Genomic DNA, 20,951 nt, shown 5'->3' on the forward strand with positions numbered 1-20,951 from the left:
TGATAACACTTCAGTCGGGCCGGTGGTCGACCGGTCCGGGTACGACTTCGCGGACGACATCCTGGGGGGATCTCTCCATGCGTACTGTGCGCATACGCGCCGCCCTGCCCGCCCTCGCGGGCGCGGCTCTGCTCACCGGAACCCTGCTCAGCACCCCGGCCCAGGCGGCCGGCGGCGTGCACATCCACCACGTCTGGTTCGACAGCCCGGGCCGGGACGACCGCTCCAACAAGAGCCTCAACGCCGAGTGGGTGCAGATCAAGAACAGCGGCGGCTCGGCGGTCTCGCTCAAGGGCTGGATCCTGAAGGACGCCTCGAACCACAAGTACGTCTTCCCGGACGTCAGGATCGGCGCCGGGAAGTACATGAAGATCCACACCGGCAGCGGCTCGGACACCGCGTCGAACAAGTACCAGGGCCGCCGTGCCTACGTCTGGAACAACGACAGGGACACGGCCACGCTGACCAGGGCGAGCGGCACCAAGGTCGACTCCTGCTCCTGGACGACGCGGGATCCGAGCGACACGTACTGCTGAGCTACCCGCCGTACGGGCGGCGCGCGTTCTCGCGGGTGGCGGGTCCGGGGGTCGCGTCGGCGATCCACGGGCCCTCGCCCGACGGGTCGACGATCCCTTCCTCCAGCCACTCGTAGGCCCCGCCGAGCACACCCTTGACCACCTTGCGGTCGAGGTCGTCGGTGTTGGCCCACAGCCGGTTGAAGAGTTCCTCGACACGAAGGCGGGACTGGCGGCAGAAGGCGTCGGCGAGCTGGTAGGCCTCGCGGCCGTGCTCGCCCTCGCCGCGCAGCCGCTCGGCGCGCACACAGGCCGCGCTCATCGCGAACAGCTCCGCGCCGATGTCCACGATCCGGCCGAGGAAGCCCTGCTTGGTCTCCATCCGGCCCTGCCAGCGGGACATGGCGTAGAACGTGGAGCGGGCCAGCTTGCGGGCGTGCCGCTCGACGTAGCGCAGATGCCCGGAGAGGTCCGTCTCACGCTTGAACGCGTGGTACGAGGAGGGCAGTTGACCGGGCCCGGCGACCAGCTTCGGCAGCCACTTAGCGTAGAAGACGCCCGCGTTGGCGCCCGCCCTCGCCTTGTCCGACAGGGACTTGTCGGGGTCGATGAGGTCGCCGGCGACAGAGAGGTGGGCGTCCACGGCCTCGCGGGCGATGAGCAGGTGCATGATCTCCGTCGAGCCCTCGAAGATCCGGTTGATGCGCAGGTCGCGCAGGATCTGCTCGGCCGGGACGGAGCGCTCGCCGCGCTCCTTGAGGGACTCGGCCGTCTCGTAGCCGCGGCCGCCGCGGATCTGGACCAGTTCGTCGGCCATCAGCCAGGCCATCTCGGAGCCGTAGAGCTTGGCGAGGGCGGCCTCGATGCGGATGTCGTTGCGGTCCTCGTCGGCCATCTGCGACGACAGGTCGAGAACGGCCTCCAGGGCGAAGGTCGTGGCCGCGATGAAGCTGATCTTGGATCCGACGGCCTCGTGCAGCGCGACCGGCTTGCCCCACTGCTCCCGCTCGGCGGCCCACTCGCGGGCGATCTTCAGGCACCACTTGCCGGCGCCGGCGCACATCGCCGGGAGCGACAGCCGGCCGGTGTTGAGGGTGGTGAGCGCGATCTTCAGGCCCGCACCCTCGGGGCCGATGCGGCTGGCGGCCGGGACCCGGACCTGGTGGAAGCGGGTGACGCCGTTCTCGATGCCGCGCAGGCCCATGAAGGCGTTGCGGTTCTCCACGGTGACGCCCTCGGCGGTGGCCTCCACCACGAAGGCGGTGATGCCGCCCTTGTGCCCCTCGGACTTCGGCACCCGCGCCATGACGACCAGCAGGTCGGCGACCACCCCGTTGGTGGTCCACAGCTTCACCCCGTCGAGGACGTAGTCGTCCCCGTCCGGGACGGCCGTAGTCGCGAGGCGGGCCGGGTCGGAGCCGACGTCCGGCTCGGTGAGCAGGAAGGCGGAGATGTCCGTGCGGGCGCAGCGGGGCAGGAAGGCGTCCTTCTGCTCCTGGGTGCCGAAGAGCTTCAGCGGCTGGGGTACGCCGATCGACTGGTGGGCGGAGAGCAGGGCGCCGACCGCGGGGCTCGCGGAGCCGACCAGGGCGAGGGCCTTGTTGTAGTACAGCTGGGTGAGGCCGAGACCGCCGTACTTGGGGTCGATCTTCATGCCGAGCGCGCCGAGTTCCTTCAGGCCGGCGATGACCTCGTCGGGGATGCGTGCCTCGCGCTCGATGCGGGCCGAGTCGATCGTCGCCTCGCAGAAGACGCGCAGCTTGGCGAGAAACTCCTCGCCGCGGCGCACGCTCTCGGGCTCCGGGAGCGGATGGGGATGGATGAGGTCGAGCCGGAAGCGTCCGAGGAACAGTTCCTTGGCGAAGCTGGGCTTGCGCCAGTCCTGTTCCCGGGCGGCCTCCGCCACCTGGCGCGCCTCGCGCTCAGTGACGGTTTTGCGTTGGGTGGTGGGGGCGGACATGAGGCTCACCTCGCCGCAATAGGGATGTTGAGGACCGATCCTTACCGACCAGTGCTACTGGATCGTTGGTACCCGAATCCGGCCGACCCCACCAGTCCTCGCGCGCCGTTCGGTCGACGCCGACGGACGGGTTCAGCCGATGTCGACCGAGTACGACTTCGCGTCCAGCCGCCCGGAGCCCTTGAATACCTCGGTTCCGGCCTCGATGCCGGAGACGTACTTGTCGTCGCTCAGCAGCTTGCGCCGAACGAGTGCCTGGGTGAAGTCGTCCAGGTTCAGCATGGCACCGGTGGTGCACGGCCCTTGGCGTCGGAATTGCTGTCGAAGCGCTTCGACAGCCTATGGACACCCACCCCCGCTGAAGCTACTGTCAATACACCCTCACTCGCCCTTGTCAGCAATGCGCAGTGTCGAAGCGCTTCACAAAGCTTGGAGAGCTGGATGGTCACCCTCGCCGAGGTCGCCCAGCACGCCGGAGTCTCGGCGAGCACGGTGAGCTATGTCCTCAGCGGCAAGCGGTCCATCTCCGCCACCACCCGGCAGCGGGTCGAGCAGAGCATCCGCGAGCTCGGCTACCACCCCAACGCGGGCGCGCGCGCCCTGGCGAGCAACCGGTCGAACATCATCGCGCTGATGATCCCGCTGCGCACCGACATGTACGTGCCGGTGATGATGGAGATCGCCATCGCGGTGGCCACCACGGCCCGCACACACGGGTACGACGTCCTGCTGCTCACCGGCGAGGAGGGCCCCGACGCGGTGCGCCGGGTCACCGGCAGCGGTCTCGCCGACGCGATGATCCTGATGGACGTCGAGCTGGAGGACGAGCGGCTGCCGCTGCTGCGGGAGACCGACCAGCCCTCGGTCCTGATCGGGCTGCCCGCCGACACCGCCGGTCTGACCTGCGTGGATCTGGACTGGAGTGCGACGGGCGCGCTGTGCGTGGAGCATCTGGTGGGGCTCGGGCACCGTGACATCGCTGTCATCGGCGAGGCCCCGGCCGTCTACGAGCGGCACACCGGCTTCGCCGAGCGCACCCTCGACGGGCTGCGCTCCCGAGCCCGCGAGACCGGCGTGCGGGTGCTGCACCGCCCGTGCGAGGGCGGGTACGACGCGATGGCCGTGACCCTGGCCCGGATCCTCGACGAGCGCCCGGGCACCACCGGGTTCGTCGTGCAGAACGAGTCCGCGGTGGAGCCGCTGCTCGCGCTGCTGCGCCAGCAGGGGCGGGCCGTGCCCGAGGACGTGTCCGTGGTCGCGATCTGCCCGGACCAGGTGGCGGTCCAGGCCTCGGTGCGGCTGACCTCGGTCGCCGTCCCCGCGCAGGAGATGGGCCGGCACGCCGTGGAGCACCTGGTGGCCAAGCTGGACGGGCGGGGCGGCGACGAGGTCGTGCTGATCGCGCCCGAGCTGACGGTACGGGCGAGTTCGGGACCGGCGCCCGCCGCATCCTGACGTATCTCCTCCCGGTGCGCCGGACGTCCGGGGCCCACCTCTGCCTGCTGTCCCTGTCTGCACTCCTCTTCTCAGGAGCATGCCGTGAATCAGCCTGCCGGAATTCAGCCCAAGGTCAGCCTCGCGCAGTCCTCCCCCACCGTCGGCACCTTCCGTGAGCGGGACGGGGCGCTGGAGTGGAGCGGCCGTCAGGAGACGGTGCGGATCGAGCCGTGGGGTCCGGACGCGGTCCGGGTGCGCGCCCGGCTCGGCGGCCCGGTCCTGGAAGGGCTGCCGGGTGCGCTTCCGGACGCCCCGCCGGCCACCGAGAGCACCGTCAAGGTCACCGCGGAGCAGGGGCTGTTGACGGTCGGCGCACTCACCGTCGAGGTGACCGCCGAGGGTCTGATCCGCTTCCTGCGCACCGACGACCGCGCGGAACTGCTCGCGGAGGAGCGCGCCCACTTCTGGTGGCCCGGCACGCGCCTGTACACGGCCGTCGGCAACGGCCATCACCGGCTGGAGCAGCGCTTCGCCGCCTACGAGGGCGAGAAGCTGTACGGCCTGGGCCAGCACCAGCACGGCCGGCTGGACCAGAAGGGCCTGGTGCTGGACCTGGTGCAGCGCAACGCCGAGGTGAGCGTCCCGGTGCTGGTCTCCAGCCGGGGCTACACCCTGCTGTGGAACAACCCGGCGATCGGCCGGGTGGAGCTGGCGGCCAACGGCACCCGCTGGGTGGCCGACTCGGCCCGGCAGCTCGACTACTGGATCACCGCGGGCACCCCGGCCGACGGCCAGCGCGCCTACAGCGCGGTCACCGGGCGTTCGCCGATGCTGCCGGAGTGGGCGGCGGGCTTCTGGCAGTGCAAGCTGCGCTACCGCACCCAGGACGAACTCCTCAAGGTGGCGCGGGAGTACAGGAGCCGTGGCCTGCCGCTCTCCGCGATCGTCTGCGACTTCTTCCACTGGACCCACCTCGGCGAGTGGAAGTTCGACCCGAAGGAGTGGCCCGACCCGGGCGCGATGGTCCGCGAGCTGGACGAACTGGGCGTCAAGCTGGTCGTGTCCGTGTGGCCGTCGGTGTCGCCGCTGTCCGAGAACCACCCGCTGATGGAGCAGCGCGGCTGGTTCATCGGCACCCAGTACGGCCCGATGGCGCACGCCGACTGGCCGGACAAGGAGGTCGCCTCGACCGTCCAGGTGGCCTTCTACGACGCCACCAACCCCGAGGCGCGGGAGTTCGTGTGGTCCCGCGTCCGCGACAACTACCTCGCCCCGTACGGCATCACGGCCTTCTGGCTGGACGCCTGCGAGCCGGAGCTGAAGCCGGGCTTCCCGGAGAACCTGCGCTACTGGGCGGGCCCCGGTCTGGAGGTCGGCAACCTCTACCCGCGTGAGAACTCCCGCACCTTCCACGAGGGCCTGCAGGCGGCCGGCGAGACGGACGTGGTCACGCTGAACCGCTCCGCGTGGGCGGGCAGTCAGCGCTACGGCGCCGCCCTGTGGTCCGGTGACATCGGCACCGACTTCGCGACCCTGCGCCGCCAGATCGCGGCCGGCCTCAACACGGCGCTCTCCGGCATCCCCTGGTGGAACACCGACATCGGCGGCTTCCACGGCGGCGACCCGGACGACCCGGCGTACCGCGAGGTCATGATCCGCTGGTTCCAGTTCGGCGCGCTGTCCCCGCTGATGCGTCTGCACGGCTTCCGCGACCCGGGAACGCCACTGGGCCCGGACATGACCGGCGGCCCGAACGAGGTGTGGTCGTACGGCGAGGAGGCCGGCGCGATCCTGGAGAAGTACCTGCGGCTGCGCGAGCGCCTGAAGCCGTATGTGCTCCAGGTGATGCGGGGGGCCCACGAGGAGGGTCTGCCGGTGATGCGCCCGCTGTTCCTGGAGTTCCCCGACGACCAGACGGCCTGGTCCGTCGACGACGCCTATCTCTTCGGCCGCGACCTGCTGGTCGCCCCGGTAATGACGGCGGGCGCCACGGCCCGCACGACGTACCTTCCGGCGGGCGCCCGCTGGACGGACGCCTGGACGGGTGAGACGTACGAGGGCGGTACGGCCGTGACGGTGGACGCCCCGCTGGACCGCATCCCGCTGTTCCTGCGGGACGGCGCGGAGCTGGCGATCGCCGGCTGAGCGCACGAGAGGGGCCGGTCCCGCCCGGGACCGGCCCCTTTCACGCCGCTCAGCTGCTGCTGACGCCGTAGCTGTTGGTGGTGAAGTTCAGCCCGCCGGACGACGAGGTGATCTCGTAGCCGAACTGCAGGTCACCGATGGTCACGTCGCCGAACCAGCCCTTCGTGTCCTTGATCCACTTCAGGATCGGCAGGATGTTCACCGTGCCGGAGCCGGAGTTGGAGCTGCGCACGAAGGAGAAGACGTCGTTGGAGCCGTTGTTGCCCTTGTAGACGGTCCAGGTGGAGCCGCCGAGGGTGAGGGAGCCCTGCGAGGTGCCGAGCGGGCCGACGGCTCCGGTCTTGTTGACCCAGAGCATGACCTCGTACTTGTAGCCGGTGTCCCAGATGTCGTACGACGTGTTGTACGCGCCGGACGACGGCACGGTGACGTTGTAGCTGCTGGTGAGCGAGGAGAGCGAGGTGATCGACTTGTTGATCACCTTCTTGGCGTTCGGGTAGGACTTGATGCCGCCGGTGTCGGGGTGGTCGGCCCAGACACCCCAGTTGGTGCCGGAGTTGGCCCAGACGCACTGGCTGCCCGCGCCGGAGCCCCAGATGTTGTTGTAGAGGGTGTAGCCGTTCAGCGTGGTGTTGCCCCACTGGTCGCAGGAGTTCCAGACGGCGGCGGAGGCGGGCGCCGAGGCGAGGCCGACGGTGGCGCCGAGGGCGAGCGCGGGGGTGATCAGGGCCTTGGCGACCCTGCTGAGCGTGCTTGTTGCCATGGGTGTCCCTTCCATGGGTGGGGGGAGTTACCTCGGTCACCGCGCCCCCAGGGTGAGGACGCGGTCTTCTCCGGCGACGAGGTCGAGCGGCTCCGCGCCGGAGGAAGTCCGCAGTTCGACGCGGTGGGTGCGGCCGGGCCGGACGACGGCTCGGGCACCGTCGGGGGTCCAGCTGAGGTCGATCTCCGCGCCGAACCGGGTGCGCACGCCCCTCAGTTCGCCTCGGGGGCAGCCGCCCGGGACGGCCGGCAGCAGGACGAGCCGGTCCGGGGTGGACTGCACGAGCGTCTCGATCAGCACGGCGGGGAGGGTGTGCGCGGCGTCCGCGTTGTAGACGTCCCGGTTCGGGTAGTGGGCGCTCATCAGGGACGCGTGGAAGAAGTCGCCCTCCAGGACCTGACGCAGGGCGTGCGCGACCCGGTCGGCGTCCCGCAGCCGGGCCGCGATCAGGGCGTGGTGGAGATGGCCGTGGGCCGAGTGGTTCTCCGCGCCGCGCAGTTCGAGGGCGCGGTGGGCGGCGGCGGCCAGGTCCGGGGTGTCGTAGGGGTTGATCTCGTCCAGGGGCCAGACGCCGTAGAGATGGCTGAGATGGCGGTGGTCGTAGGTGTCGTCCAGGCCGGACCAGGCCCATTCGGCGAGGGCGCCGTCGGCGTTGATCCATGCGGGGGCAGGTGGTCGGCCAACTCCCGCCACTTCGCGGCCTGTTCGGGGTGATAGCGGGCGGCGGTCAGCAGGGCGTGCCGGGCGGCGGAGAGGTCCATGGCCGCGTTGAGCGCGCCCCAGCCGGCGTTCGCGGGCCGGTTCTCGGGCGAGTAGGACGGGACGACGACGAGGTGGCCGTCGGCGTCGGTGCGGGTGAGGAAGTCCTCGTAGAACGCGGCGATCTCGGCGAGGACGGCGGCCGTGCCCGGATCCTGGGCGCCGCGGGTCTCGTCGTGGTCGACCAGCGGTGTGAGCAGCCAGTCGGCGCCGGCCGTCCACAGGTGCAGCGGGTGTTCGCGGCTGAAGTGGTACGACAGGCCGGACTCGCCGTCGGTGTGGGCGGGCGCGACGACGCCCCTCGCGCCGAAGACCGAGCGGGCGTTGTCCTGCCAGTCGGGGAGCTGACGGTGAATCAATGATGCTTGGGCTGCGGTCACTTCGGGGAGCGCTGCGGCCGCAGCCGAGGCGGTCTGGAGGTTGAGGTTGGCGTCGTTGGTGAACGCCCCGGACCAGGCCGTGTTCCAGTCGCCGGTCCACAGACCGGTCAGGCGCGGCGGGCACAGACCGCTGCTGGAGAGCAGGTGGTAGCGGCCGGCGGCGAAGAGCCGCTCCAGCAGGGCGGTGCTGCGCGGCCGCTCGAGCAGCACCGAGCCGGGCAGGGCGCGGTCTGCCGGGTCGCCGCCCAGGTCGAGGGTGACCCGCTGGTAGGCGGTGCGGCGGCGGTCCAGATGGCGGCCGAGGAGCTCGTCGTACGGCCCCTCGCGGCTGCCGAGGAGAGCACGCAGCTCCCGGCCCTCGGCGACCACGTCCAGGTCGCCGGTGTGGCGGCGCACCCGGGTCAGCAGCAGCACCGAGCGGGCGCCGGTGGCGCGGACGCCCGGCGGGACCAGTTCGGCGGTGCCGCCGAGGACCGCGGCCAGGGTCACGCCGGTGTAGGCGCGGTCGCTGTCCGGGTAGCGGGCGCGCAGGCTCAGCAGGGCGCCCTCGGGGGTGAGGAGCGCGCCGTGGCCGACATCCAGGCCGGCCGGGGCTCCCGGGAGCCGGTGGTCCAACGAGACGAGAAGGTCGCCCGCCACGACCTCGTGCACGATCACGTCGTCGGCGCGGGAGACGAAGACGCGGCTGCTCCAGTCGGCGCAGGCGGCCGTCGCCTCGCCGGTGGTGAAGTCGACGGCCCGGCGGTAGCCGCGCACGCTGCCGGCGGGCCTGCTCACCCGTATCTGGAAGGCCGGGTGGAACGGCTGCACCCACTGGAGCGGGCGGCCGTCGGTGAAGCTCTCGGCCGCCGTGCGGTCTCCGGCGAGCAACCGGTCCTGGACGGCGCGGAGTTCGGCGGCGAGGCGGGGCGGCCGGGCGCGTTCGCCACCGTTGGGGCGAACCAGGGTGTGCTGGGTGACGATGACCCGGTCATCGTTCGGATCACCGAACGCGAGGGCGCCGTGGTGGCCGTTGCCGCTCAGGAAGGCGTCCTCCCAGCGGGCGGCGGGGGCCGGTTCCCAGGTGCCCTGGACGGGGACGTGGCTCATGACCGCAGCACCGCCACGCCGTAGCGGCCGAGGGTGACCTCGCCGGTGACGGCCGTGTCGCCGAGCAGCTCGTGGTGGGTGCCCGGGACCTCGACGGCGACCGGCTCACGCCCGTGGTTGAGCAGGAACAGCAGCTCGCCGCGGCGCACCGCCTCGACTCCCGCCGGGAGCCCGTCGAGCACCGGGCGCACGCCCGCCTCGGCGGCGATCCGGGCGAGCAGCGCGCGCAGCGCGTCCGGTTCGGGGAGCGTGGAGACGTACCAGGCGCGCCCCCTGCGCAGCACGGCGGGCAGTCCGTCCAGCTCGCCGCCCTGGTACGGCACCGTCTCGACGGCACCGGGTTCCGGTTCGATCTCCTCCGACCACAGGGTGCCGCGGAAGCCGTCGCACTCCACGGTCTCCCCCGGCGCCAGCGGCCACCACTCGTGCAGCGTGCGGATGCCGAACAGCTCGCGCAGCCGGGCGTCCATCCCGCCGGGCCTGACCCGGTCGTCCTCGTCGGCGATGCCGGTGAGGAAGCCGGAGACCAGGGTGCCGCCGGCGCGGACGTAGGCGAGGAGGTCGGCGATCGCGGTGTCGGTGAGGAGGTACAGCTGGGGGATCACGACGAGCCGGTAGCGGGACAGGTCGTGCTCCGGGTGGGCGAAGTCGGTGCCGAGGTGGGACTCCCACAGGGCCCGGTGCCAGGCGTGCAGCACGTCCGGCAGGTCGACCTCGCTGGACAGCCGGCCCTCGTGGGCGCCGGCCCACCAGGAGTGCCAGTCGTGCAGGATCGCGATCTCGGCGCCGCTGTGCCGTCCGGCCACCTGGGGCCCGATCCGGGCGAGTTCGGTGCCTAGCTGTCTGACCTCCTGATACGTACGGCCCTGCTCCCCCGCGTGGCTGACCATCCCGGAGTGGAACTTCTCGGCGCCCTGCCGGGACTGGCGCCACTGGAAGAAGCAGACGGCGTCGGCGCCCCGGGCGACGGCCTGGAAGGACCAGAGCCGGTTGAGACCGCGCGGCTTGGGGTGGTTCACGCCGCGCCAGTTGACGGGTCCGGCCGCCTGCTCCATGAGCATCCAGGGGCCGCGTGCCTGTGAGCGGGTGAGGTCGTGCACCAGGGCCCCGCGCTGGGCGCCGAGCGGGTCACGGGGGTCGGGATAGAGGTCGACGGAGACGACGTCCTCCTCCTGCGCCCAGCGCCAGGCGTCCTGCCCGAACCACAGCGGCATGAAGTTGCTGGTCACCGGGAGATGCGGGGTGTGCCGACGGACGATGTCCCGCTCGGCCGTGCAGCACTCCAGCAGCATGTCGGAGGTGAAGCGGCGGAAGTCCAGCACCTGGCCGGGGTTGTGCAGGTAGTGCGCGTGACGCGGGGGCAGGATGCCGTCCCAGGTGTCGTACGCCTGGCTCCAGAAGGCCGTTCCCCAGGCGGAGTTGAGGGCGTCGAGGGTGTCGTACCTCTCCCGCAGCCAGCGACGGAAGGCGCCAGCCGCCTCGTCGCCGTAGTCGAAGGTGCAGTACTCGTTGTTGATGTGCCACATCGTGAGGGCCGGGTGCGCGGCGTAGCGGGCGGCCATGTCCTCGGTGATGGCGGCGGCGTACCGGCGGTAGGTGGCGCTGGAGTGCGAGAAGTGCTGGCGCCCGCCCCACCACTCGATCCGCCCGTCGGCGTCCCGGGGCAGGGTGTCCGGGTGCAGCCGGCCGAGCCAGGGCGGCGGGGAGCAGGTCGGGGTGGCGAGGACGACGCCGATGCCGTTGTCGTGCATCAGGTCCATCAGCCGGTCCAGCCAGCCGAACTCCCGTCGCCCCGGCTCGGGTTCGAGCTTCGACCAGGAGAAGACGCCGAGGGTCACGGAGTTGACGCCGGCGTCCCGCATCAGCCGGACGTCCTCGTGCCAGGTCTCCTCGGGCCACTGCTCCGGGTTGTAGTCACCGCCGAAGAGGACACGGCCGCGGGTGGCGTCGGCGAGGGTCGGCTTCATGCGGGCTCTCCGTACTGGATGCCCCGCCCGTCGGTGGCGAGGCAGAGGCGGTCCGGGTGGACGGGGTCCACGGCCATGGCCTCCACGCCGAGCGCGCTGAGTCCTGCTGCGACTGCCGTTCCGGCGAGGACGGTTCTGCGGCTCGGGGTGGGCATGGGTACCTCGGTGCGCGTGGGCTGGTTGGTGGTCCGGTGTCGGGGCCGGCCGGGGGTGGGTCCGCTCACCGGCACTGACCGGGTGCGGCTGCGGGGCGCATACAGCGGACGTGCGCAGCAACTCCCCAGGGGCGCGGGGCAGTGCGCGACCAGCCCCCACGCGCCCGAAGCCGAAGGACGGCCGAACCGCTGCAGGCGCCGCTCACCCTTTGACCGCCCCGGTGAGCATTCCCTTCTTGAAGTGCCTCTGGACGAACGGCGACAGCGCAGCCACCGGCACCAGCGCCAGCACCATCACCGCCATCTGAACCGCCAGCGGCGACAGCTGACCGGTGTTGATCTGCGTGGCCAGCCCCACCGGCCGTTCCTGTTTCTGCACCAGCTGGATCATGACGTTCTGCAGCGGCATCATCTTCTGGTCGGTGAGATAGATCGACGCGTTGAACCAGGCACTCCAGTACCCCACCGCGTAGAACAGGGTGATGACCGCGAGCACCGCCCGGGACAGCGGCAGCACGATCTGCCACAGGATCCGCCAGTCCCCCGCCCCGTCGATCCGTGCACTGTCGACGAGTTCGGACGAGATGCCCATGAAGAACCCGCGCAGCACCAGGATGTTGAAGACGCTCACGGCACTGGGCAGGACGAGCGCCAGGTAGGTGTCGGTCAGCCCGAGCGCCTGCACCAGCAGGTACGTCGGGATCAGCCCCGCACCGAAGAACATCGTGGCCAGCAGGGTCATCAGGATCCAGCGGTGTCCCAGTGACCCCCGGCGCGAGAGGCCGTAGGCGCACAGCACCGACACCGCCATGCTGAACAGCGTGCCCACCAGTGTCACCCCGAGGCTGACCAGGGCGGCCCGCTGTACCTGCCCGCCGCCCAGCAGTTCCCGGTAGGCGACGAAGGTGATGCCCTTCGGGATCACCACCAGGCCGCCGGTCTGGTCGATGACCTCCTTCGGGGACAGACTGGTGACGATCACGATCCACAGCGGGAAGAGGATCGCGAAGCAGGCGATGCCGAGGACCAGCCCCTTCGCGGCCAGCCCGGCCCTGGCCGGCTCCTCCTCCCACGCGGGCCGCGGCGGCGCTGCCCATCTGCCCGGCTTCTCCGCCGCCACCGGCGCCCGGTCGACCACTGCGCTCACTTCTCGTACACCCCCTGCTCGCCCATGAGGTGGGCCACCTTGTTCGCCACGAGGACGAGGGTCAGTCCGACGACGCCCTTGATCAGGCCGGCCGCCGCTGCATAGCTGAAGTCCTGGTTGCGGATGCCGTTCCACCACACGTAGGTGTCCAGCACCTCGGAGGCGTCCGGTCCCACCGCCTGTCGCTGGAGCAGGAACTGCTCGAAGCCGACGGTGAGGGCGTCGCCGACGCGCAGCACCAGCAGCAAGGCGATCACCGGGCGCAGGGCGGGCAGCGTGATGTGCCACATGCGGCCCCAGCGTCCGGCGCCGTCCATGGCGGCGGCCTCGTACAGGTCGGTGGAGACGGCGGCGAGGGCCGCGAGGAAGACGATGATGCCCCAGCCCGCGTCCTTCCAGACCATCTGGGCGGTCACCAGGTACTTGAAGACCGAGGGGTCGGTCATGATGTCGAACCCGGAGTGCCCGTGCTGCCGCAGGGTCTGCGCGATGACGCCGGCGCCGCCGAAGATCTGCTGGAAGACGGTGACGACCAGCACCCACGAGAAGAAGTGCGGCAGATACATGACCGCCTGGGCGACCGCGCGGACCCGGGGCCTGATGACGCTGTTGATGAGCAGCGCCAGCGCGATCGGGATCGGGAAGTACAGCACCAGCTGCAGGAAGAAGAGCACGAACGTGTTCTGCACCGCGTGCCAGAACTCCGAGTCCTGGAAGACCCGCTGGAACTGGTCCAGGCCCACCCAGGGGCTCTGGAACATGGCGACGAAGCCGTTGTCGCTGAGGTAGGGGTCGTAGTCCTGGAAGGCGACCACGTTGCCGAGGATCGGGACGTAGTTGAAGACCAGGAGCAGGAGGAGGACCGGCAGCGTCATGAGGATGAGCGTGCGGTCCCGTCGGAACCTGGTCCTCAGGCCGAGCCTGCCGCCGTGCCCCCGGCGTCCGGTGCCGCGGGACGCCACCGGTGCCGTCTTCCCCTCGGCCTTGCTGCGAGGAACCGTGCTGGTCACTTCGCCGAGCCGGTGTCGTCGAGCAGCTTGCGGTACCAGTCGCGCAGGTCGTCGCCGCCCTGCTTCTTCCAGTCGGACACCGCCTGCTGCACGTCGCTGACCTTCTTGCGGCCGCGCACGACGTCGTCCTCCAGCTGCTCGAAGTTGTCGGCCAGGTTGGACCAGCGGCTGGGCTCGGTGATCGTGAGGCCGTAGAAGGAGGACTTCTTGGTGAAGGCGCCCATGCGCTGCTGCCACTCGACCATGCCCCGGGTGACCTCGGGGAAGTCGGGATGGGCGACGAAGGGGGCGGGGTCGCCGGTGTAGTCGAAGGCGCCGACGACCTCGTTGACCCCCTGGGTGGTCTTGTTGGGCACGCCCTTCTTGAGGGTGAAGTCGGTGCTCTGCGCGCCGTAGTTGGTGAGCAGCCACTCCTTGGTTCCGTACGGGGAGGCGCAGAAGTCCGCGATCGCGAGGAAGTCCCTGATCTGCTGCTTGGAGGCCTTCTTGCTGATGAACGTGAAGATGTTCGAGGGCTGGACCGCCCACAGCAGCGGGTTGCCGCCGTCGTGGGTGAAGATGTCCATCGCGGCCATGTCGAAGTCGGGGTTCTGCGTGCGCTGTTCGGAGGTCTTGCCGTACCAGTCGGACAGGTCCTGGTTGTAGACGAGGAGCTTGCCGGCGGTGAACCGGTTGCTCGCCAGGTTGGTGGTCTTGCCCGCCTTGTCGTCTGGGTGGACGACCCCCGCGGCGAAGAGCTTGCGCGCCCATTCCAGGGCTTCCAGGTACTCCTCGGTCTCGACCCGGTTGATCAGCCTGCCGTCCTTCAGGTTCCACCACAGTGCCTTGTCGCTGCCGTTGAGGACACCGAAGGCGTTGAACGCGGTCCACTTCATGTCGGAGCAGGCCCACACTCCGCCCTTGGCGTCGGTGGCCTCCTTCGCCCAGGCGAGGAACTCGTCCGTGCTCCTGGGAAGTTGCCAGCCCTTCTTGTCGAAGACGTCCTTGCGGTAGAAGGGCGCGATGTTGGTGACGTAGGAGGCGGGCATCGGGATCGCACGGAGCCGGCCGCCGAAGATGGCGCGCTGCCAGGCGTCGGTGGGGACGGCAGCGAGGTTCGGGTAGTCCTTGACCTTGTCGCCGGACAGGTAGGGGCCGAGGTCGGCGAACTTGGCGTTGACGGCGCTGGGTATCTTGCCCATCAGGTTCCAGCCGGGGACGACCACGACGTCCGGGATGTCGCTGGAGGCGAGGACGGCGCCCAGCTTCTCGTCGTAGGTGTTGCCGTCCTGGTTCTGCCAGGTGACGTCGACGCCGATGGCCTCGTTCATGGCTTTGTAGTACGGGTTGCGGTTGTCCGGCGGGGTGCCCCACAGCGGGGCCATGATCTTCAGCTTGCCGCCGCTGCCCAGCTTCTTGGGGACCGAGGTCTTCAGCTGGTCCATGGCGATGGCCCGGGTGAAGCCGGCCGCCGAGCCGTTCTTCGCCGGGACGTCCGGGGCCACCACGCTGGAGGCGACGTACGCCGGGAGGATCTTCTGTGCCGCCTTGCCCGAGGTGGTGCCTTCCTTGCGGCCCTCCTGCCCGCCGCCGCAGGCGGTGAGCAGCGGCATCCCTCCGGTCACCGCCGCGGCGGCGACCGCGGTGGAGGCGAGGAAGCTTCTCCGGCTGGGGGAGCTTCTGCGGCTGGGCGCGGAGGATGCGGGGGCGGCGTTCGGCGTCATTGCGTCAACCCTTCATGGCGCACCAGGACACCCGGCGGTGGGCCGTCGGCTGCGGTGTCTCGAGTGGATCTGGCTGAGCTGAAGCGTTCGCTGTGCGGGGGCCGGTGAGTCGAAGCGCTTCGATGTTGCTGCGAGGTTAAGTGAAGCCCTAGGGGCGCACAAGGGTCGCCCCCAAGATTCCTCCGATGAGCCACCTGCCCCATGAACCATCCATCCCCCTTGCCCTGCAGGTGAGAAGTCGACCTGTTTCGGCACAGCGCCTTGACACCTCACGGGTGGTCGAATGAGCATCGAAGCGCTTCGAAAGCTCCTCGTCGTTCATCGCAAGGGGAACCGTCCGTGACCGATCACTCGCCGAACACGCCGCCCTTCCGCGATCCGCAGCTGCCGATCGCGAAGCGCATCGACGACCTGCTGGCGCGGCTCACCCCGGACGAGAAGGTCTCCTTCCTGCACCAGTTCGCGCCCGCCGTCGAACGTCTGGGCATCGCCGCGTTCCGCACCGGTCAGGAGGCGCTGCACGGAGTGGCCTGGATGGGCCCGGCGACGGTGTTCCCGCAGGCCGTGGGCCTCGGCGCGACCTGGAACCCGGACCTCGTACGACGGGTCGGCGAGGCGGTTTCCCGGGAGGCCCGGGCGATGCGCGCCCACGACGAGCGGGTAGGCCTCAACGTCTGGTCCCCGACGGTCAACCTGCTGCGCCACCCCCTGTGGGGCCGCAACGAGGAGGGCTACTCGGAGGACCCGAGGCTGACCTCGGCGATCGCCACGGCGTACACGCACGGTCTGCGTGGCGACCACCCGACGTACTGGCGCACCGCCCCCGTCCTCAAGCACTGGCTGGCCCACAACAACGAGACGGACCGGGCCACTTCGTCCGCGTCGGTCCGGCCGCGCGTGCTGCACGAGTACGACCTGCGCGCCTTCAGGGAGACGGTCGAGGCGGGCGCGGTGGCCGGGGTGATGCCCGCCTACAACCTGGTCAACGGCCGTCCCAACCACGTCTCCCCGTACCTGCGCGCCCAGCTGCGCGCCTGGACCGAGGAGGACCTGCTGGTCTGCTCGGACGCGGGCGCACCCTCCAACCTGGTCGACGCCGAGCACTACTTCGACACCCACGAGGAGGCGACCGCGGCCGCTCTGCTGGCCGGCGTGGACAGCTTCACCGACCACGGCACGGACGCCACGCGGATCACCGCACGGGTCAGGGGCGCGCTCGAACAGGGCCTGTTGACCGAGGCGGACATCGACACCGCGGTCCGCCGCCAGCTCTCGGTCCGCTTCCGCCTCGGCGAGTTCGACCCGCACTACGACCCGCACCGGGGCACCGGCGAGTTCGACACCCCGGCCCACCGCGCCCTCGCCCAGGAGGCCGCCGAACAGGCCGTGGTCCTCCTGAAGAACGACGACGACCTGCTGCCCCTCGCGCCGGACACCCGCATCGCCGTGGTCGGCCTGCTCGCCGACGAGTGCAAGCTCGACTGGTACAGCGGCAGCCTCCTGCACCGGTCCACCCCCCTGGAGGGTCTGTACGAGCGTTTCGGCGCGGAGCGGGTGGAGTTCGCGGAGGGCGTGGACCGCGTCCGGCTGCGCACCAGCGCCGGCGCCTTCCTCCAGGTGCCGCCCACGGACGCCCCCGACGAGGCGCGCGGCTCCACGGGCGCCCTCGACCCGGCCCTGCTGTCCGGCCGTACCGACCTGCCCCCGCTCACCACGGACGCCACCGGCACCGAGTTCGCGCTGGTCGACTGGGGCGAGGGCGTGCTGACCCTGCGTGCGCCCGACGGCCGCTATCTGTCCGTCGCCGAGGACGGCCGTGTCCGCGCCTCGGCGGACCAGCCCGGCGGCTGGGTGGTCCAGGAGACGTTCCGCCTGGAACCCCACCACAACGGTCACCTCCTCACGCATCTGGGCACGGGTCGCCATGTCTCGGTCGCCGCCGACGGAGTGAAGGTTGCCGAGACCGGTGACGTCTTCGAGGTGATCACGGTCGAGCGGGGCGAGGCGGCGGTGGCCCGGGCGGCCGAGCGGGCGGACGTGGTCCTCGTGATCGCGGGCAACGACCCGCACATCAACGGCCGCGAGACGGAGGACCGTACGACCCTGGACCTCCCCGCCCACCAGCAGCGGCTGCTGCGCGCCGCACGCGCCGCGAACCCGCGCACGGCACTGGTCCTGACGTCGGCGTACCCGTACGCGGTGGAGGCGTCCCGGCTGCCGGCCGTCCTCTGGACCGCACACGGCGGCCAGGCCGCGGGCACGGCCCTGGCGCGGGTGCTGGCCGGTGACGTCTCCCCGGCGGGCCGTCTCCCGCAGACCTGGTACGAGTCCGACGCCGACCTGCCGGACCTGCTCGACTACGACGTGATCGGCGGCCGGCAGACCTACCTCTACTTCGAGGGCACCCCGCTGTTCCCCTTCGGCCACGGCCTTTCGTACGCGTCCTTCGCCTACGCCGACCTGTCGGCCCGGGTGCAGGACGGCGCGGTCCATGTCGCCTGCGCGCTCACGAACACGGGCGACCGCACGGCCGACGAGGTCGCCCAGCTCTACACCCGGGCGACGGACCCTTCCGTGCCCCGGCCGCGCCGCGAGCTGCTCGCCCACCGCCGGGTGACGCTCGCACCCGGCGAGCGGACGGAACTCCACTTCGAAGTCCCGCTGTCCGCCTTCGAGTTCTGGGACGTGGCACGGGGCGGATGGCGCCTGGAGCAGGGTCCGTACGACCTGCTGCTCGGCGCGTCCAGCGAGGACGTGCGCCTGCGCACGACCGTCACCCTGGACGGCGAGCCCCCGGCGCCCCGCGCGGTCGTCCGTCGGGGCCTGGAGGCGGCGGACTTCGACGAGCAGTCCGGCATCGTGATCGTCGACCGTACGAGGACGGCGGGCGACGCGGTGACCCCGGCGGAGGGCGGCACGGCCGAACTGGTCTACCGGGCCTGCGACTTCGGCGAGGGCGTGATCGAGGTGACGGCGCAACTGGCGGGCGAGGGCGTCCTGGAGCTGTCCCTGGACGGCGGCCCGCCACTGGCCGCCCTGGCCCTCTCCGCCCCCACCGCGGACGCCTACACCTACACCACCCTGGACGCCGGAATCGTCACCGGGGGCGTGCACGACGTCCACCTCAGGCTGCGCGGCCCGCTGCGGCTCGCGCATGTCGGCTTCTCCGGTTGAGGGTCCGGAGAAGCCCGACACCGGGAAGGGGCCCGGCACCGGAAGGCAGCGGTGCCGGGCCCCTTCTCGGACGCCGGGCCGCGAGAGTGGCGGGCGCCGGCGCCGGCCGTCCCTAGTGTGTCAACGCGCCCCAGGTCTGCGGGCCGACGACACCGTCGACCGTGAGGGCCAGGCGGCGCTGGAACTCACGGACTCGACCGTCCGTGAGGGGACCGAACACCCCGTCGACCGCGAGCCGGTGGAGGTCCGGCACATGGCCGTTCAGCAGCCGCTGGAGCTTGCGGACCGCCGGACCGTGAGAGCCGCTGCTCAGCACGGGCGTCCCGGCCGCGGCCTCCTGCGCCTGTTCGCCGCCGGTGAGCATGCCCCAGGTCTGCGGGCCCACGACACCGTCGACGGTGACCTCGACCCGGCGCTGGTACTCGCGCACCCGGCCGTCCGTGACGGGACCGAAGACTCCGTCGACCGCGAGGGAAGGCAGGTCGGGCACATGGGCGTTGAGCAGCCGCTGGAGCTTCTCCACCGCCGGACCCCGGGCGCCCGTGCTCAGTGTGGGCGTGCCGATCGCGTCGCCGTGCGGGGCGACGGCCACGGGCTGGACGTCCAGGTAGAGCCCGTACACCCCGGGATCTCCCGCGTCGTCCGTGCCGCTGAGGACGATCACGTCGGTGAACTGCAGCGTGCGCGGGTCGTCGGGCCGCTGGAGGGTCTTGCGCCGGGTGTCGGCGTCCAGCAGCCGGTCCTTGGGCAGGAAGGCGGCCGACGGGTTGTACACGTCGTTGCCGATTCCCAGGACGTCGTCGGCGACGAAGTCGACCAGGGCGCCGGACAGGAGATCGATCAGCGGCTCGGCCGCGGCGCCCGCGCCGTCGGTGAAGGCGGCGAGCGCCGTGGTCGCCGCCTGGGCGACCGCGTCCGAGACGACCTGCTTCTCCTTCTCCACGTCACCGGAGTCGTATTCGACCAGGGTGGCGGAGACGCTGATGTCCTTGGCGGGCCCGGAGTACAACAGGCGCTGCGCGCTGAAGATGCGCTCGTTCGGAGGCCCGAACTCCAGCGTCCCGCTGTCCGGGAACTTCACCACCGGTTGCGGATCCATTCCGGTGATCAGCTGGATCGTGCCGTAGATCTCGTCTTCCTTCTCCTGCCGGATACGGCACTCCAGCCCTGTCCACACGACTCTCACGTCGGTCATGGCTATCGGATCCCTGAGTTCACGGCCGGCGCCGCGGCTTCCCCCCGGCGGGCCGTGACGGGCCGGTCTGCGGAACGCCCCTCACTCAAATGTAAGCGCTGCGGCGCCCCGTGTCCTGCGCAGTGCACCCTCCTCGGGACACACCGGCCCGCCACGCCCAAACCGGTGCGGCCGCCGGGCGGTTGGGCGCTGGCGGGCGCCCGTGATCAATACACCTGGGGCCTGTCCTGCCCGGCGCCGACCGGCAGGAGAGCCAGGAGCTGCTTCGCGTGGCCGGGCAGCTCCACCTCTGCGAGGCCTGCGACGAGGCTCCTGAGCGGCACGGGCTCATCGACCAGGAGTGTGCCGTTGGACAGGAGCAGGGTGGGCACCGGTGTGTCGAGTTCGGCCTCACTCAGCATCGGTCCGCCGAGTGCGCAGAGGGCGTCCGCCTGGATGCGGATGCGGTCCCGCAGTCCCGCGTTGCCGCCGGCGAGCGCGATGACGCGTTCGAGGGTCCAGGTGTCCTGCGCGAGCCGGTTGTCGTACGTCGTCACCGCCCCCGAGGCGACCGAGGAGACGGCGGTGATGGTGGCGGCACCGACGAGGGCGACGTGCGCCAGGATCTGGTCGGCGTTCCATTCGCCGGCCGGCGGGACGGGGCTCGCGTCGCCGGAGTCGGCCACCGTGGCGGCGGCGTCCAGCAGGCTGCGGTAGGCGTCCCGGAGCGGGGTGGTGTCCATGATGTCCTCTCCCTACTGCGGACGGGCCGTCTCAGCTGTGCGCGCGATGCATCTCCCAGGGGGCCTGCGGGAGGATGTCGCCGGTCTCCAGCAGCGACTTGAGGTTCGCCAGCACGGCCGGCCATCCCTGCGAAATCCCCTTGAGCATGGCCTCGTTGGCGAGGTTCTCGTGGGTCACGGTGAGGCGGACGATGTCCTCGTACGGCTCGACGAGGAAGGTGACGACCGACGGTTCCCTGGGCGGCACGGTGTCAGGGGCGTCCTCGAACGTGATGACCAGGCTCGTCGGGGGTTCGGCCTTGAGCACCTTGCCGACGACGTCGACCTGGCCCGATCCGTCGACGCGCCGATGCTCCCAGGACGAGCCCGGCTGCCAGTCCGAGACGTTGGCGTGGCCCCAGTAGCGCGCCGTCAGGTCCGCGTCCGTCAGGGCCTGCCACACCTGCTCGGCGCCGGCGCGGATGTAGGTGACGTAGACGTAGGTCGGTACGGATGTGGGTGCGTCGGTCATGGCGTACTCCTCTGCCTGGTTCCTGATGGCACTGATCGCTTGCAGGCGGGGCTTGTCGAACTCCGAGATCCAGCGCTCCTCGATCTCGTGGATGGGGGCCGGATTGAGGTAGTGGAGCCGCTCCCGCCCGCGCCGTACGACGGTCACGAGGTTGGCCTGCTCGAGCAGGTCGAGATGCTGCGTCGCGGACTGCCGCGTCATGTCGAGGCGCTCGCACAGCTCACGCAGCGTCTGACCGTTCTGCTCGCGCAGACGGTCGAGCAGGAGTCGTCGGGTGGGGTCGGCCAGTGCTTTGAAGACCGAGTCCATCGCTCTCGCT

At 70.9% G+C, this 20,951-nt stretch carries 15 protein-coding genes and 1 pseudogene; 4 read left to right on the forward strand and 12 right to left on the reverse strand.

Features of this window, described 5'->3' with window-relative positions; genetic code table 11:
- The first annotated feature begins 77 nt into the window (after nucleotides 1-77).
- Complete coding sequence (locus tag ACIF83_RS40800) at nucleotides 78-536, forward strand: lamin tail domain-containing protein (protein ID WP_393483525.1); 459 nt, start codon at nucleotides 78-80, stop codon at nucleotides 534-536.
- A gap of 1 nt (nucleotide 537) precedes the next feature.
- Here the strand turns inward: ACIF83_RS40800 and ACIF83_RS40805 are convergent, their stop codons facing one another.
- Both ACIF83_RS40805 and ACIF83_RS40810 read right to left on the reverse strand, forming a co-directional pair.
- On the reverse strand, nucleotides 538-2,475 hold the full coding sequence (locus tag ACIF83_RS40805) for an acyl-CoA dehydrogenase family protein (protein WP_398141138.1): 1,938 nt from the start codon (nucleotides 2,473-2,475) through the stop codon (nucleotides 538-540).
- 132 nt (nucleotides 2,476-2,607) lie between these two features.
- Nucleotides 2,608-2,757, reverse strand: coding sequence for a hypothetical protein (locus tag ACIF83_RS40810; protein WP_398141137.1), 150 nt, complete (start codon nucleotides 2,755-2,757; stop codon nucleotides 2,608-2,610).
- A 159-nt stretch (nucleotides 2,758-2,916) separates the two neighbouring features.
- On the opposite strand from ACIF83_RS40810, the gene ACIF83_RS40815 reads away from it, so the two are divergent.
- Both ACIF83_RS40815 and ACIF83_RS40820 read left to right on the forward strand, forming a co-directional pair.
- The gene (locus tag ACIF83_RS40815; protein ID WP_393483516.1) at nucleotides 2,917-3,930 is read left to right on the forward strand and encodes a LacI family DNA-binding transcriptional regulator; all 1,014 of its coding nucleotides are present in this window, start codon (nucleotides 2,917-2,919) and stop codon (nucleotides 3,928-3,930) included.
- Nucleotides 3,931-4,014: 84 nt separating this feature from the next.
- Nucleotides 4,015-6,057, forward strand: coding sequence for a TIM-barrel domain-containing protein (locus tag ACIF83_RS40820; protein WP_399735042.1), 2,043 nt, complete (start codon nucleotides 4,015-4,017; stop codon nucleotides 6,055-6,057).
- Nucleotides 6,058-6,106: 49 nt separating this feature from the next.
- Here the strand turns inward: ACIF83_RS40820 and ACIF83_RS40825 are convergent, their stop codons facing one another.
- The 7 genes and pseudogenes from ACIF83_RS40825 to ACIF83_RS40855 all read right to left on the reverse strand — a co-directional run bounded on the left by ACIF83_RS40825 (nucleotide 6,107) and on the right by ACIF83_RS40855 (nucleotide 15,030).
- On the reverse strand, nucleotides 6,107-6,820 hold the full coding sequence (locus ACIF83_RS40825; protein ID WP_399735045.1) for a hypothetical protein: 714 nt from the start codon (nucleotides 6,818-6,820) through the stop codon (nucleotides 6,107-6,109).
- Between the two features lie 36 nt (nucleotides 6,821-6,856).
- Nucleotides 6,857-9,048: pseudogene (locus tag ACIF83_RS40830) on the reverse strand (glycosyl hydrolase family 95 catalytic domain-containing protein).
- Nucleotides 9,045-11,015, reverse strand: a complete 1,971-nt coding sequence (locus ACIF83_RS40835; RefSeq protein WP_399735048.1) for a beta-galactosidase — start codon at nucleotides 11,013-11,015, stop codon at nucleotides 9,045-9,047. The pseudogene ACIF83_RS40830 and the gene ACIF83_RS40835 overlap by 4 nt, the downstream one beginning before the upstream one ends.
- A complete protein-coding gene (locus ACIF83_RS40840; protein WP_393483501.1) occupies nucleotides 11,012-11,170 on the reverse strand; it encodes a twin-arginine translocation signal domain-containing protein in 159 nt (52 codons plus the stop codon). Before ACIF83_RS40840 ends, ACIF83_RS40835 begins: the two co-directional genes overlap by 4 nt.
- A gap of 202 nt (nucleotides 11,171-11,372) precedes the next feature.
- A complete protein-coding gene (locus ACIF83_RS40845) occupies nucleotides 11,373-12,317 on the reverse strand; it encodes a carbohydrate ABC transporter permease (RefSeq protein WP_399735051.1) in 945 nt (314 codons plus the stop codon).
- Complete coding sequence (locus ACIF83_RS40850) at nucleotides 12,314-13,327, reverse strand: ABC transporter permease (protein ID WP_393483495.1); 1,014 nt, start codon at nucleotides 13,325-13,327, stop codon at nucleotides 12,314-12,316. Before ACIF83_RS40850 ends, ACIF83_RS40845 begins: the two co-directional genes overlap by 4 nt.
- Nucleotides 13,324-15,030 carry an extracellular solute-binding protein gene (locus tag ACIF83_RS40855; protein WP_399735055.1) on the reverse strand — a complete coding sequence of 569 codons (1,707 nt, stop codon included), beginning with the start codon at nucleotides 15,028-15,030 and terminating at the stop codon, nucleotides 13,324-13,326. Before ACIF83_RS40855 ends, ACIF83_RS40850 begins: the two co-directional genes overlap by 4 nt.
- 339 nt (nucleotides 15,031-15,369) lie before the next feature.
- Between ACIF83_RS40855 and ACIF83_RS40860 the strand changes: the two genes are divergently transcribed.
- Complete coding sequence (locus tag ACIF83_RS40860; RefSeq protein WP_399735058.1) at nucleotides 15,370-18,204, forward strand: glycoside hydrolase family 3 C-terminal domain-containing protein; 2,835 nt, start codon at nucleotides 15,370-15,372, stop codon at nucleotides 18,202-18,204.
- A gap of 112 nt (nucleotides 18,205-18,316) precedes the next feature.
- Here ACIF83_RS40860 and ACIF83_RS40865 read toward each other — a convergent pair whose 3' ends face one another.
- From ACIF83_RS40865 to ACIF83_RS40875, 3 genes are all read right to left on the reverse strand, one after another.
- On the reverse strand, nucleotides 18,317-19,399 hold the full coding sequence (locus tag ACIF83_RS40865) for a peptidoglycan-binding protein (protein ID WP_393483486.1): 1,083 nt from the start codon (nucleotides 19,397-19,399) through the stop codon (nucleotides 18,317-18,319).
- Between the two features lie 206 nt (nucleotides 19,400-19,605).
- Nucleotides 19,606-20,121: a hypothetical protein gene (locus ACIF83_RS40870; RefSeq protein WP_399735063.1), complete on the reverse strand. Its 516-nt coding sequence runs from the start codon at nucleotides 20,119-20,121 to the stop codon at nucleotides 19,606-19,608.
- Nucleotides 20,122-20,152: 31 nt separating this feature from the next.
- Nucleotides 20,153-20,941 (reverse strand): ArsR/SmtB family transcription factor, encoded by a 789-nt coding sequence (locus tag ACIF83_RS40875; RefSeq protein ID WP_399735108.1) that lies wholly within the window; start codon nucleotides 20,939-20,941, stop codon nucleotides 20,153-20,155.
- Between the last annotated feature and the right edge of the window lie 10 nt (nucleotides 20,942-20,951).

Source organism: Streptomyces sp. NPDC085866, assembly GCF_044541035.1.
In the GTDB taxonomy this organism is placed as follows: domain Bacteria; phylum Actinomycetota; class Actinomycetes; order Streptomycetales; family Streptomycetaceae; genus Streptomyces.

What these genes read in the sequence shown, in the direction of transcription:
- ACIF83_RS40800 (WP_393483525.1), top strand. Translation starts at nt 78, where the DNA reads ATGCGTACTGTGCGCATACGCGCCGCCCTGCCCGCCCTCGCGGGCGCG.
- ACIF83_RS40805 (WP_398141138.1), bottom strand. Translation starts at nt 2,475, where the DNA reads ATGTCCGCCCCCACCACCCAACGCAAAACCGTCACTGAGCGCGAGGCG.
- ACIF83_RS40810 (WP_398141137.1), bottom strand. Translation starts at nt 2,757, where the DNA reads ATGCTGAACCTGGACGACTTCACCCAGGCACTCGTTCGGCGCAAGCTG.
- ACIF83_RS40815 (WP_393483516.1), top strand. Translation starts at nt 2,917, where the DNA reads ATGGTCACCCTCGCCGAGGTCGCCCAGCACGCCGGAGTCTCGGCGAGC.
- ACIF83_RS40825 (WP_399735045.1), bottom strand. Translation starts at nt 6,820, where the DNA reads ATGGCAACAAGCACGCTCAGCAGGGTCGCCAAGGCCCTGATCACCCCC.
- ACIF83_RS40835 (WP_399735048.1), bottom strand. Translation starts at nt 11,015, where the DNA reads ATGAAGCCGACCCTCGCCGACGCCACCCGCGGCCGTGTCCTCTTCGGC.
- ACIF83_RS40840 (WP_393483501.1), bottom strand. Translation starts at nt 11,170, where the DNA reads ATGCCCACCCCGAGCCGCAGAACCGTCCTCGCCGGAACGGCAGTCGCA.
- ACIF83_RS40855 (WP_399735055.1), bottom strand. Translation starts at nt 15,030, where the DNA reads ATGACGCCGAACGCCGCCCCCGCATCCTCCGCGCCCAGCCGCAGAAGC.
- ACIF83_RS40865 (WP_393483486.1), bottom strand. Translation starts at nt 19,399, where the DNA reads ATGACCGACGTGAGAGTCGTGTGGACAGGGCTGGAGTGCCGTATCCGG.
- ACIF83_RS40870 (WP_399735063.1), bottom strand. Translation starts at nt 20,121, where the DNA reads ATGGACACCACCCCGCTCCGGGACGCCTACCGCAGCCTGCTGGACGCC.
- ACIF83_RS40875 (WP_399735108.1), bottom strand. Translation starts at nt 20,941, where the DNA reads ATGGACTCGGTCTTCAAAGCACTGGCCGACCCCACCCGACGACTCCTG.